The 13,324-nt window shown below is 54.5% G+C and carries 9 protein-coding genes; 5 read left to right on the forward strand and 4 right to left on the reverse strand.

The window, feature by feature from the left end:
* Positions 1-38: 38 nt before the first annotated feature.
* Positions 39-2,345 (reverse strand): AraC family transcriptional regulator, encoded by a 2,307-nt coding sequence (locus BN3772_RS02985; RefSeq protein WP_042196515.1) that lies wholly within the window; start codon positions 2,343-2,345, stop codon positions 39-41.
* Between the two features lie 189 nt (positions 2,346-2,534).
* Here BN3772_RS02985 and BN3772_RS02990 point away from each other — a divergent pair, with 189 nt between their 5' ends.
* The 3 genes from BN3772_RS02990 to BN3772_RS03000 all read left to right on the forward strand — a co-directional run bounded on the left by BN3772_RS02990 (position 2,535) and on the right by BN3772_RS03000 (position 6,616).
* The gene (locus tag BN3772_RS02990; RefSeq protein ID WP_042196597.1) at positions 2,535-5,129 is read left to right on the forward strand and encodes an S-layer homology domain-containing protein; all 2,595 of its coding nucleotides are present in this window, start codon (positions 2,535-2,537) and stop codon (positions 5,127-5,129) included.
* Positions 5,130-5,271: 142 nt separating this feature from the next.
* Positions 5,272-6,063, forward strand: a complete 792-nt coding sequence (locus BN3772_RS02995; RefSeq protein ID WP_244444669.1) for a GNAT family N-acetyltransferase — start codon at positions 5,272-5,274, stop codon at positions 6,061-6,063.
* A 100-nt stretch (positions 6,064-6,163) separates the two neighbouring features.
* Positions 6,164-6,616, forward strand: a complete 453-nt coding sequence (locus BN3772_RS03000; RefSeq protein WP_042196519.1) for a helix-turn-helix domain-containing protein — start codon at positions 6,164-6,166, stop codon at positions 6,614-6,616.
* Between the two features lie 85 nt (positions 6,617-6,701).
* Here BN3772_RS03000 and BN3772_RS03005 read toward each other — a convergent pair whose 3' ends face one another.
* From BN3772_RS03005 to BN3772_RS03015, 3 genes are all read right to left on the reverse strand, one after another.
* The gene (locus tag BN3772_RS03005; RefSeq protein ID WP_042196521.1) at positions 6,702-7,733 is read right to left on the reverse strand and encodes an ABC transporter substrate-binding protein; all 1,032 of its coding nucleotides are present in this window, start codon (positions 7,731-7,733) and stop codon (positions 6,702-6,704) included.
* Between the two features lie 113 nt (positions 7,734-7,846).
* Positions 7,847-8,677 carry a helix-turn-helix transcriptional regulator gene (locus BN3772_RS03010; protein WP_042196523.1) on the reverse strand — a complete coding sequence of 277 codons (831 nt, stop codon included), beginning with the start codon at positions 8,675-8,677 and terminating at the stop codon, positions 7,847-7,849.
* A 59-nt stretch (positions 8,678-8,736) separates the two neighbouring features.
* Positions 8,737-9,528, reverse strand: coding sequence for an AIM24 family protein (locus BN3772_RS03015; RefSeq protein WP_042196525.1), 792 nt, complete (start codon positions 9,526-9,528; stop codon positions 8,737-8,739).
* Positions 9,529-9,716: 188 nt separating this feature from the next.
* Between BN3772_RS03015 and BN3772_RS03020 the strand changes: the two genes are divergently transcribed.
* Positions 9,717-11,591: an Imm51 family immunity protein gene (locus BN3772_RS03020; protein ID WP_042196527.1), complete on the forward strand. Its 1,875-nt coding sequence runs from the start codon at positions 9,717-9,719 to the stop codon at positions 11,589-11,591.
* Between the two features lie 185 nt (positions 11,592-11,776).
* A complete protein-coding gene (mqo, locus tag BN3772_RS03025) occupies positions 11,777-13,288 on the forward strand; it encodes a malate dehydrogenase (quinone) (protein WP_042196529.1) in 1,512 nt (503 codons plus the stop codon).
* Positions 13,289-13,324: the final 36 nt, after the last annotated feature.

A 13,324-nucleotide genomic window follows, 5' to 3' on the forward strand; every position in this document is an offset into this window, starting at 1 on the left:
ATTATCCTCCTTATCAGCTGCAGACCTTAGGCTAAAGACTAGCCTTCTTTAACCGTGCGCACATAATTCCCCGGAGTGCAGCCATACCTCTCTTTGAACCGTTTGATAAAATACGCCGCCGTCCCGTAGCCGACAGTGCCGGCGATCTGCTCGACAGTCATGCTGCTGCCCTCCAGCAGCGTTCGGGCGTGCTCCATCCGCTGTCCGGTGACATAGTCCGTATAGTTCATTCCGAGCTCTTCCTTGAACAGCCTGCTTAAATATTTAGGGCTGATAAACACCTTGGAAGATACGGCATCCAGCGACAGATCGTCAGACAGATGCTGCGTGATATATTCCTTGGCGGTTTCAACCGTGGATAAAGCCCTGCCGCTGTTGCGTTTATCCGTCTCTGTAATGAAGGCGGCCAGTGAACAGGTAAGCCAATCCTGAAAACGGAGTATATTAGACATTCCGATGTATTGGCCGTACAGATCCGGATACCCGCCGTCTTCGGGCTTATAGCGGATACTCTTCAGATAATCCGAGTAGATGAATACGGTATTGCCCAGAATGAAGTGGCAGTAATCAGCAGGATAGGGGCCTTCCCGCATTGCAGTAATAAGCTGTCCGGCTGTCGAGATAAGCTCATCCAGCTGCCGGGAGTGCAGCTTATCCTTGAATTTCACAAGCAGGGCCTGCGGAATCTCATCCAGGCTGTTCTCGCGCTCCAGCAGACCGGAAGCATTAAGAACCGGCTGCTCCGGCAGAAAATAAGCATACTTCATCAGTGTCTGCGCTTCGGAGAAGCTGCTGTGAAGCTGCGGAATCTCCGCAACCCAGCTGCCCCAGGCCTGCTGAATATCGGCCTGAAGCTGCCGGCCTCCCGCTGGAGACAAAAGCTGCGAGAGCTGCTCCTGCAGCGGGCCGGCCGGACCGGCAGCACATACAAGGGCTGCAACCTGCCTGTCCGGCAGCTCCTCGGCGATAATCCGGCAGCCGGGCAGCCCTAAGTCTTCAAGGTGCTCAATGATTCCGCCTACCATGGACTGTATATGGGCGGAGCTCATGTGTGCCCATGCCTCCTGCGGACGGATGAGCAGGCAGCAGTACCGGCTGTACTGCGGGGTAATGCCCAGGACTTGCAGCGCCTCAGCGGTTTCCCCGCGGTTCAAGCCGCCGTCCAGAAGGCTCAGAACGGCATTGCGCTTGATGGCCGGAGCGCTCGCCTGCAGGCTCTCCTCCAGGCTGCTGACCTGCTGGCTTAGCCGGGTGAAGGCCGTGTCAATCAGCCTGTACTCATTGGCCGCCGGCTCCGGAACAGGGCCGGACAGATCCCTGATCTTGGCGGTGAGGCGCTTAACCGGCTTGTAGTTAACTTTAGCCAGAACGCCTGACAATAAGAAGCCCAGCAGGAGGGCCAGCAGGCACAGGCCAAGGATCAGCTGCTGCATGACGTTAGACGGTGCATAGAAGAAGCTCGCAGGCACAGCGCTGACGATCGTCCAGCCGGCAGAGGGCAAGGGCTGATGGGAGATGACATAAGAGGTCTCCCCGATCATGCTGCTGAAGCTCCCGGCTTCTCCCGCAGCTGCAGGCAGCCCGTTTGCACTGAAGCCGGGGCTGCCGGCGTGCGCCAGAACCTCTCCGGCAATGAGGGCGCCGGAAGGGTCAATGATATAAGTATCTTCATATTGTAAAGGCATCATATTCCCGATAATAGCGCTGATCGCGCTTTGTTTGATATCTATGGCCAGAATCAGATCACTGTCAGCGCCTGAAGACTGGAAGGGATAGCTGCGGGCATAGGTAATCAGGGTGCTGTGCTTGCCGCCCGGCACGCTGGAGTAGATATCCTCTGGCACCTCGCGGGCAGGAGTCCACAGGCTGCTGTGCGGGTTATTGCGCATACCGCCGATCCAGCCGGCAAAATAGGCGGCGCCCTCCCCCTGATCCGCATCGTATATCAGGCCATGAAGCGATGAGAGCATCACCTGCTGCTTGGGTGCGTACAGATGTACGGCCTGGACAATATCCGAGTTGCCGGCTACCTCGGCTTTCAGCAGATTCTGCAGCTCGCTTACCTTACTGAGATTATGCTGAAAAGAAGCATCGCTGAACAGACGAAGGGCAGATGTCCGGTCCAGGGACAGCTCAAGGTAGATCTGCTGCACGCGCTGAAGCACCGAGGCCTCAACTGTACCTGCGGTGTTCTCCAGAATCAGCCGGCTGCTGTTGCGCAGCTCCTCTTTATAGCGGCCGGAGAAATAAATCGAGAACACTGAACAGAGCAAAAGAACAATAACCAGAACGACAAACAGATAGGACACGGCCAGGCTGGTAAATGCTGAGTTCCATTTTTTCACGGTGTATTCTCCTCCCAGGCGGATTATACACTACCCTCTGACAAGCTTATTCACGATTTGTGTTAACAGAATATTAAATCAGCCGGATCGCCCTTAATGCTCCCAAAGTGATAGAAAGGAGAAATCGTCTTATTGCCGGTTTGTGCGGCCTGATGCTACATTGAGACCGATTCGAATCGACTACAAATGATGATAGGAGCTAACCACTTGAACACAAAGACTGCCAAAAAGCTATTATCTGTTGCCGCCGGTTTCGCCATCCTCTCCAGCTCTGTTGCCTTGCCGCCTGCATCGGCTGCTCCCGCGGATTCTTCAGTCCCGGTCCCGGCTGCCCCGGAGTGGGGACATTTCGTTGACAACTACAAGAACAGCACTTCCGTTAATATGGCGGTTTACTCCAACCCCGTTATCGGTGTTCTTTCCGGCTTCCTGAAGCTGTGGACACCGGGCACCTCCTGGGATAACGGCACCAAGCTGAACAGCAGCGTGCTGAATGCCAACATTCAATATGTAGCAGATGTTGCAGCCAAGCGGACCAAAGCAGAGGAAGATATGGCTTACTTCGATGACCGGAGAGGCCAGACCTACGGTGCCGTCGACGGGCTTGGTTCTTTGTCTGAAGTCTACCGCACGATATCGGAAACATACACCTCGATTACTGAGATTCCGGCTGACGCCACCAAAGTGAAATACAACGATGAAAAAGGTTCTAATAAAGGCGGAAACTCCGACTCCGAGCTGGGTGCAATGGTTGATCTGATCGGGAAGCTCCGCGGCAATTATGCTTCAAGTAATCCGTCAAAAGCGTTCTATAATTACATGCGCCCGTTCCGCTGGCTCGATACCTCGGTAATTGTGCCGACGCTGGTTCCGGCGATGAGCAGTACGCCTGCTACGGACGGCGGATTCCCGAGCGGCCATACTAATGCCTCTTATCTCGCTGCCCTGTCGCTGGCCTATGCTGTTCCGGAGCGGTTCCAGGAGCTGCTGACACGCGCTTCGGAAATGGGCAACAACCGGATTGTAGCCGGGATGCACTCGCCGTTCGATGTGATGGGCGGCCGGGTAATGGCGACGGCGCTGGCAGCAGCAACGCTTGCCGATCCTGAGAATGCCGGGCTTAAGCAGAAGGCTTACGATCAGGCCCATGAGGTTCTGCTGAAGGAAACCGGAACAGCAGAGGACCGGTTCAGTGATTATGCCAAGAATAAAGCGGAGTTCAACCAGAGATTGACGTACAGCTTCCAGCAGATCGGTTCTGCAGCTGAGCCTGCAGTGGTTCCCAAGGGCGCAGAAGTATTGCTGGAGACCCGCCTGCCTTATCTGAGCGCAGAGCAGCGCCGCGGGGTATTGGCAACAACCGCGATTCAGTCCGGCTACCCACTGCTGGATGATCCTGAGGGCTGGGGCCGTCTGAACCTGTTCGCCGCAGCTGACGGCTACGGCGCATTCAATTCTGATGTGACGGTGACTCTGGATGCCGGCAAAGGCGGCTTCCATGCAGCAGACCGCTGGCGGAACGACATTTCCGGCTCCGGCGCGCTGACTAAGGAAGGCAGCGGTACGTTGACGCTGGCCGGCAGCAACTCCTATACTGGCGGTACTGAGGTTAACGGCGGTACGCTGGAAGGGGATTCAGCTACAGCCTTCGGCAGCGGCGATGTCGTGAATACCCACGGTACCGTAGTGGAGAACGTGTACGGTAAAATGACCATCGGCGGAGATTTCACGCAGGCTGCCGGCGGCACACTGGAACTGAATGTTACGGGCTCCGGTGATGTGCTTGAGGTTAAGGGAAAAGTAGCAGCAGACGGAAAGCTGCAGGTGGATTTTGAGAACAGCTATGTGCCTGCCGGCGGTGTACTTCCGCTGATTACCTATGCAGACAGCCAGCGGACCGGCCAGTTCGCCTCGGTTGAGATTAACGGGCTGCCAAGCACACGCAGCGCCCAGCTTATATACCAGAACAACAGCATTGCCCTGATTGTTACAGACACAACAGCCAGCAATCCGGGTAACGGAGGCACTGCTCCCGGCGGCACGAACAATAACACAGGCGGTACTACTGGAGGGAATGCAGGAGTGACTAATCCTGTAACTCCGGTTGAACAGCCGGGCACTGCCAATCCGGTAGCAGCCGTGAATCCGTTCCAGTCGGCTGTAATCAGCCAGGAGTCTGTTCTGAAGACGGTGAACGATGCCATCGCCGCTACGAAGAACGTGAATACGTCATTTAGTGATACTGCCGGGCACTGGGGCAGCAGCGCCATTACGGCTGCAGTGAAGCTGCAGGTTATCAGCGGCTATGAGAACGGCTCATTCCGTCCGAATGCCCAGGTTACCAGAGCCGAGTTCGCAGCTATGATCGCCCGCGCCTTCGGATTGGCTGCAAGTCCGGCAGCAGCTGATTTCACGGATACCGGCTCAAGCTGGGCGGCTGGCTATATCGGCGCCCTGGCGGATAAGGGGATTGTAACCGGCTATGCGGACGGCAGCTTTAAGCCTGGAGCTACCATCACCCGCGCCGAGATGGTCACCATTCTCTCCCGTGTGCTGAATTTCGGCGTGCTGGAAAGCGGCGGCTCAGCTAATTTTACAGACGTAAGCAGTAATTATTGGGCAGCAGCGGCAATTAAGCAGGCAGCCTCAGCCAATCTGGTTCAAGGCGTATCCGCTTCGTCCTTCGCACCGGCCCACAATGCGACACGCGCCGAAGCGGTAACGCTCATTATCCGTGCGCTTGAGACAGACAGCTCGATCAAGGCGCTGATTGAGAATTTGTAACAGGTATAGTACCGGATAATACCGCGCGCGGCAGAGAGCAGCACTTCCTCTTTTACAGGGGCGGTGCTGCTTTCTTGTATGTAAATCTGCAAGTATGGGCTATATAATGTAGCAGAGAGGGGATGCTGAACCTGTGAAACCGATGGATTATGTGAATCATATCGAGCAAATTGAAATTGAGCTTACCCGGCTGAATGCCGCACGTTCTCTGGTTAATGTACCGCGGAGGCTGGAGATCACGTCTTCAGGCCGGACTACCCTGCTGCGTGACCACACGGATTCGGCATCGGCTTACTATAACCGCATCAAAGGCTTTGGCCCGGATGATCTGAACCAGCTCGATACCTTGCTGAGCCATTATCCGGATGCTGCCCCGTGCTTTGATCTGTCTCCGGATCATATGACAGAAGAGGTAACCCGGGCGTTATGCGGCAAAGGCTACCTGCCTGCTGAGCAGCTCGCTTTTCTGTATGTGCACTTGGATGAGCGTTCTGCGGTAACGTCTGCGGAGTTTCAGATTGAGCGGGTAACGGAGCAGACGGCTGAAACGTTCATCGAATGGATCAGGAAATCAGCGGGCGGGCTTAGAGTCACCGGGGAGATGATTGCGCGGTCCAGGGAGTATTTTTACAGAGAAGATTTCCTGAATTATATGTTAAGTATCGGCGGAAAGCCTGCCTCGATGGGCTCTATGTTCGTTAGCGGGGAAGAGGGCTATCTGGCCAATGACTATACTTTTCCGGAGTACCGGGGCAGGGGCTGCCAGACCTCACTGATTAACAAGCGGCTGGCTGAGGCCGCCGGACTTGGCATCAAGAGAGTGTATACCGATGTGGAATTCGGCTCAGCCAGCCATGCCAATATGGAGCGGGCCGGATTCAGGACAGCTTTTCTGAACACGTACTGGACAGCCGCCAGATCAGGCCTGAAATGAGGCTGCAACCTAAGGTTGCCCCTTGATGCGCCTACAACTAGCTTTACTTCAAGCTGAAGAACCCCCAATAATCTAACTGTCAGGAGAGGGCGTGCAACCGGTGATTTTCAGTGAACAATTAAAACGCGAACGGGAAAAGCTGGGCTGGTCCCAGGCAGAGCTTGCTGAAAAGCTGCATGTTAGCCGCCAGTCCGTATCCAAGTGGGAGACAGGCAAAAACTATCCGAGTATCGAGGTCATTATAGATCTGAGCGATCTGTTCGGTATTACGATAGATGAGCTGTTGAGGGGGGATGACGGGTTGAAGGAGAAGGTTATCCAGGACAGCAGGCAGCTGGCGTACCCGAAGTGGAAGGCGCTGTTTGACAGTGTGTTTTTGCTGGGGGGATTTCTGCTGGTTGTCAAAATCGTGATTATTGGGCTGAACCATTTCACAAATGCTGACATTCAGATTCTTGAGGGTCTGCCAAAGGCGGTTACCAACTTTTTGCCGCTGGTTCTGATGGTAGGCGGCGGAGTCGGGAGCGATCAGCTGAAGGACAAGTATATTTGAAGCAGGTTTTATCTAAAAAAGAGGGCAGCCTGTCAAGCCGTTTCCGGCCTGCGGGGCTGCCCTTTGTCTATGCGCCTGATGCGCTTTATTTATCCAAAGCTTCAAGTACCGCTTCTACACCGTAAGTATTGGCCAGCGGGCCGTAACCCATGGCGAGAGCGCCGTTAACCGCGTAGGTCTGTCCGCTCTCTACGGCTTTCAGCTTCTTCCAGACCTCCGTCTGCTCCCATTCATCCGTAATGGAGGCTGTTTCCGGGCTGTCGTAGTTGAAGTAGCCGAGAATCAGATGATCGGGATTGAGTGCAGCCAGCGTCTCCAGCGACATCTCGGCCCCGTCTGCCATGGCAGGATCATCCGGCGGGGTCAGGCCGATTCCCTGATCATAGTAAGGAGTCAGATATTTGATGCCGCCCAGATAGGCAACGTTGTTGCGCACCTGCAGGAAGGCTATATTGCCCTCCACGCCGGCCAGCTTCTCTTTGGCCTCCGCCACCTTGGCCTGATAGCCGCTGATGAAATGCTCTGCAGTTTCTTCCTGGCCCAGGATTTGGCCGAACGCTGTAACAAGGGCAGGCCAGTTGCTCCATACATCGGTTGCTGCTTCATCAATCACAACAGTGGCTGCAATTTTCTCCAGCTGCTCCGTTACCTCTGCGTTCACGGTGTTGCCCGCGATGATCAGATCCGGCCCGTAAGCCAGCAGCGCCTCCATATTGACGGTGGTGTTCTCGCCGACAATCACCAGCTCGCCGATCCGGTCTACATAGGGCTTGTACGTATCCGTTCCGAGCGATGAGGTGTCTTCCGTGAACGGCAGCGCGAGACCGGCAGACGGCAGATCGAACAGCAGAAGGGAATCGACGTAACCCCAGTGGACTACAGCAACCCGTTCCGGCTTCGCGTCAATAGTAATGCTTCCGTTAGCCGCTTCTATTGTCCGCGGGAAGGCCGGGTCTTCGGCAGCAGCAGCTTCCTGCTGTGGCGCAGCCGGTGAAGGGCTGACAGCAGCCCCGCTTGTACCGGAATTGGCATTGCTTGAGCAGGCGCTCAGCAGCAGAAGCAGGCTGAACATTCCTGCAAGAAGGGCAGACCACGATGTGGCTCGTTGTGCTTTCATAGGTTAGATGGCTCCTCTATTGAAAATGATTATCAATTGCATTTCCAATAGTACCACCATCCTGCGCAAATGAGAATGAAGAGATTCCTGATCGAATGATGGACAATTTCGCCTCAGCCTTCCTTGCTGTCAAAGTCGACCTGGCTGGGCGCGATCCCTTTATATTTTTTGAACAGCCGGCTGAAATAGTAAGGGTCGGAGTAGCCGATGCTCTTGGCGACCGCAGCTACGGAGAACTGCTTGGTCAGCAGCCATTCATGCGCTTTGTTCATCCGGTAGTGAATCAGATAGTCAATCGGCCCGGTGCCTGTATACTTGGTGAATAAATAGGAGAAGTATTTGGGCTTCAGCTGATAGAGCCCGGCAAGCTTGGACAGCGTCAGCGGCTCCGTGTAATGGGTCTGAATATACTTCATCGCGTCCTCAATCAGGAGATAGCTGTCCTTATTCTGGTGATGGCGCTCGGCTTGCAGAGCCCGCGTAATCAGCTGGTAGAACAGTGACCGCTGATTCAGCCGTCCGAGCACATCAGGGGCAGAGGCTGAATCCAGCAGCTGCTCCATCAGAGGCAGCAGCTCCGGGTTCAGCGCAGCTTCCAGACGGGAAATATCCTCCTTGCGGCGTTGTCCCTCTGCACCAGCCGGTTCATCAGGCAGGAAATGGGCCAGGAAATACTGAAAGCCATCTGTACCCGTAGTGATTTCGAGATGCCTGTGTGCACCTCCAATCAGAATATGGCCGGGCTTCAGCTGGTAATGCTCCCCGCCATCGAAGGCAAACAGGGCTTCTCCCTTAAGCGCAATGATCACCGCACATTTTGTAGTCGGCTTGTGGACATGCCCGCCATAAATCCGGCTGCCCTCCAGCCAGGTCTGATACACACCGTACAGCTGGACGGGCGTAGCAGTAAAATATTGGGCAAGCTCTTCATAGGTCCGCGGCATTTATGCAACCTCCCTCCATATAAAATACTTATCAGACTTAGCAGGGAGCTATCGTAACTTTAGGCGTTAGGTGTGAATATGCTGTTCTTGTATTGCATCAGCGGCGCCAGCCAGACCATGCCGGTTCCGCGGTAGACGTTGACCAGGCCTTCGCCGGAGACGGCGGAGCCAAGCTTGGTTTTGCCGGATTTCTCGACCGTGAAGTCCAGGCTACTCGACCACATCAGCGCGAAATTTCCGTCCACTTTCAGTACATCATTGTTAAGCTCTACCACAACGGCTTCTTCGGAAGGAATCGGTGCTTCGAGCGCGAGAATTCCTTTGCCGCGGGCGCTTAAGTTGAACAGGCCTTCTCCGCCGAGTGCGGCAGAGGACAGGTTTTTGCGGGCAGAAACAGACAGCTCCAGTGAGCTCTCACAGGCCAGGAACATGCCGTCATCCATAACAATATGATCGTTGTCGACATCAATCAGCCATAGATATTTGTAAGTGGTCTCCAGCAGAATTGTCCCGGTTCCTTTGTACTGCGGCCTGATGGCTGTAGTTCCGGTTACCGCACTGGACATGATATTACGCATCAGCCCGCCGACACCCTTAACACCTGAGGTCATTTCAATGTTACCGACCATATACTGCATAGCGCCTGCGCTAAGCACAACCTCGCTGTTATTCAGCTCAATCATCAGCTGCTTGTTGCGCATATTACTTCTGCTCATGAAGTAGTTTAATTGCGCCTCCATCATGGTGGTGCTGCTCAGATCCTCTTTATATTCAATTACTGTGAATCCGCCAAGCTGTTCCTTGATAATAACGTTGCTGTTATCTTTGAGATTATTAATGGTAAAAGCCATAGTGAGTTCTTCCTCCCGTCATGTTAACAGTGTAGGTAGTGCGTATTGCCAAATCTCCGTTCAAGGCCTATCTATTCGACAAAAAAGCCCATTATCCTTTCGGCGGGGCAGCCTCCCGTTTTCATTCACTGCCCTCTCTCTGGTAAAATAAGAGAATCCTATATTTACAGAGAGGAAGTCCGCAGACTATGAATATGAATCTAACCTCACAATTGGCACAGTGGCATGAGAATGACGAGCATCAGAGGATTGTGGATGTGATACTGGAAATTCCCGCTTCAGAACGTGATTACGGGATGATTAGCAGCCTAGGCAGGGCATACAACAACCTGGACTTGTATGAGGAAGGTCTGGAGCAGTTTCATTTGATAGCGGAAGAAGGGCAGAAGGACCCGCTATGGCATTTCCGTACCGGGTACTCCTATTATTATCTGGACCGACACGAGGAGGCTGTGCAGGCCTTCCGTGCTGCGCTTGCCCTTAATCCGGGCGATGAGCATTCGGCGATGCTGCTGGACTGGAGCCGGAGGAAGCTGGAGCAGGAGCGGATAATTGCGGCTAACCGCGAGCAGAGCAGGACACAGGAGCGTACAGGGATACCTTTTGAAGGAATGGACCTTAAGGCTTTCTGGGATGACAGCAATTATGCCTTGGAGTCCTATGTCAGCGATCCGCCGGATGATGAATTGATTGCATCTGTTGAGCAGGAGCTTGGCTACAAGCTGCCCGCTTCTTATATTACGCTGATGAAGCAGCATAACGGCGGTGTTCCGCACAACACCTGCTTCCCTACAAAGGTGCCGACCTCCTGGGCGGATGATCATGCCGCGATTACAGGAATCATGGGAATCGGGCGGGATAAATCCTATTCGCTGTGCGGCGATCTCGGCAGCCCGTTCATGATTGAGGAATGGGGCTACCCTGATATCGGAGTGGTCATCTGCGACTGTCCGTCAGCCGGTCATGATGTAATCATGCTGGATTACCGGCACTGCGGCAAGGATGGAGAGCCTGAGGTAATCCATGTGGATCAGGAGGCAGATTATGAAATTACGTACCTGGCACCGGATTTTGAGACCTTTATCCGCGGCCTTGTGCATGAGGACTTATATGATACCTCAGCAGAGGACAGGGAGGAGGATTTGCGCAAGGTGCAGGAGGGCGAATTCTCGCCTCTGCTCGCTGAGCTGTGCAGCCGGATGCCTGAAGCAGAGCAGCTGGAGGATCAGATCAGGGCTGTATGCCGCCGTGTTGTCCGCGAGAAAGGCTATTTCTCGTTCCATGCCGATGAGCTGTCTCTGCTGATGTACGATGTACAGTTCGCGCTGTATACGAGTGCTTATCCGCAGCCAAGCCGGGAGGAATATCTTGAAGCGTATCCCAAGATGATCGCTTTCGGCGGAGCTTTTGGACAGGGCGGCTACGCTCCCGGCTTCATCACCGACTGGCTGGACCGGCGGATCAGGGAGGGGCAGATTGTGAAGTCCCACGGGAAGCTGGCTTTTACAGCCGAGGCGTCTGGCCGTGCACTGCAGGAGCTGGAGGCTGCGTCTCTCGTAGCGGATGAATCCGAAGAGACTGTGAAGGTGACAGAAGCAGGTGAAGCAGCGGTGGCAGCTGGGACTGGGGATAGCAGAGGGACAGCAGAGATAGCCGCTGATACTAAGGCTGGGTTGGCAAAGGTGGGAGCTGAGACTGAGGCAGGGACTGCAAGGCCTGCAGTAACGGAAGCAGCGGTGGCTCCGTTTAAGCTGGTTGAGCAGGCTAACGGCGGAATGTCCGTCATTCTGGTTGTCGGGAGCTACAAGCATGAGCTGTTTGCTGCACGGGCAGATGAGGGCTTCGAGGGTAACGGGTACGATTGGGCTTCGCTTGCGTCAGTATTTCTTGAAGAGCGGATGCCGCAGCTGCTGGAGCTTGTGCATTTTGACCCGGAAGCCGATATGTTCTGTGCCTATTCCTCTGACCGGGCGGCGCTGCAAGACTTCATTCTCGGCTTCAAGCAGGCCTGTGAGAATGAGCAGCTGATCCATGATCTTTTCTCACGGGCAGAGCTGGATTAAAGGATGTCCAAATTCCCTTCATTTCACGTGAACTTTTGATTTTTTATTTCCTTCAAATTGTATATAATTATCTGATAACAGCTAATTAACATTTTAATAGTATTCCTTAGGAGAGCCTGGCCTCAAGCAGCTTGTACAGCGGCCCGGCTCTTTTGGCAAATTCAAAGAGATAAGGAAGGTTTTTTATGAGCAGCGTACACAAAAAAACAGACGTTATCTTGATTGGTGCAGGAGTCATGAGTGCGACTTTGGGAGCCCTGCTGAAAGAGCTGGCGCCGGACTGGAACATTAAAGTGTTTGAGAAGCTTGCAGGCGCGGGTGAAGAGAGCTCCAACGAGTGGAATAATGCCGGTACCGGACATGCGGCGCTGTGCGAGCTGAATTATACGTCGGAGAAGCCGGACGGATCAGTCGATATCAGCAAGGCTGTCAAAATCAATGAGCAGTTTCAGCTGTCCCGGCAGTTCTGGTCCTATCTTGTCCGGAATCAGCTGATCCGCCGCCCGCAGGATTTCATTATGCCGATTCCCCATATGAGCTGGGTTGAGGGAGAGAAGAATGTAGCTTTTCTGAATAAGCGATTTAAAGCGCTCTCACAGAATCCGCTGTTCCAGGGCATGGAGTTCTCAGATGATCCCAAGAAGCTGAAGGAATGGCTTCCGCTGATGATGGAGGGCCGCAGCTCCAGTGAGCCGGTTGCCGCAACCCGGATTACTTCAGGTACGGATGTTAACTTCGGTTCGCTGACCCGGCTGCTGTTCGATCATCTGCAGAGCCGCAAGGTCGAGGTTCATTACAGGCATGCGATAAAAGACATCCGGCGCGCAGCAGACGGTGATTGGCGAGTTCGGGTGCATAATCTGAACAGCCGACAGATGGAATCACACGCTGCCAAATTCGTGTTTATCGGGGCGGGCGGCGGCAGTCTGGCACTGCTGCAGAAGACAGGGATTCCCGAGTCAAGGCATATCGGCGGCTTCCCGGTAAGCGGGCTGTTCATGGTCTGCGATAACCCCGAGATTGTCGAGCGGCATCATGCCAAGGTATACGGCAAAGCTAAGCTTGGTGCCCCGCCGATGTCGGTTCCGCATCTGGATACCCGTTATATCAACAATAAAAAGGCGCTGCTGTTCGGGCCGTTTGCCGGCTTCTCGCCGAAGTTTCTCAAAACCGGCTCCAACCTCGACCTGATCGGCTCGGTGAAGCCGAACAATCTGTTCACGATGCTGGCCGCGGGTGCCAAGGAAATGGCTCTGACCAAATATCTGATCCAGCAGCTGATGCTCTCGAACGAGCAGCGGATGAATGAGCTGCGAGAGTTCATTCCGAACGCCAAAACCGCTGACTGGAAGATCGTCGTAGCCGGCCAGCGTGTTCAGGTCATTAAGGATACGCCGGATGGCAGAGGCACGCTCCAGTTCGGGACCGAGGTGGTCAGCGCCTCCGACGGCTCGGTAGCCGCCCTGCTTGGTGCGTCTCCAGGTGCATCTACGGCTGTGCATGTCATGCTGGAGGTGCTGGAGAAGTGCTTCCCGCAGCACTTCAAGGCCTGGGAGCCGAAGATTAAGGAGATGATTCCTTCTTACGGCGCACCGCTGGCTTCCCGGCCGGAGCTGCTGAAGGAGGTTCTGGCGTCGGACACCAAGACGCTGGGGCTAAGTGAAGAAAAGCCGCAGAAGCAGGCTAACATCCGTTAATACATTAGAAGGCAGGTCCCCGTCCGGCGGGGGTCT

The sequence above is a fragment of the Paenibacillus camerounensis genome, assembly GCF_000723885.1.
Taxonomy (GTDB): domain Bacteria; phylum Bacillota; class Bacilli; order Paenibacillales; family Paenibacillaceae; genus Paenibacillus_AQ; species Paenibacillus_AQ camerounensis.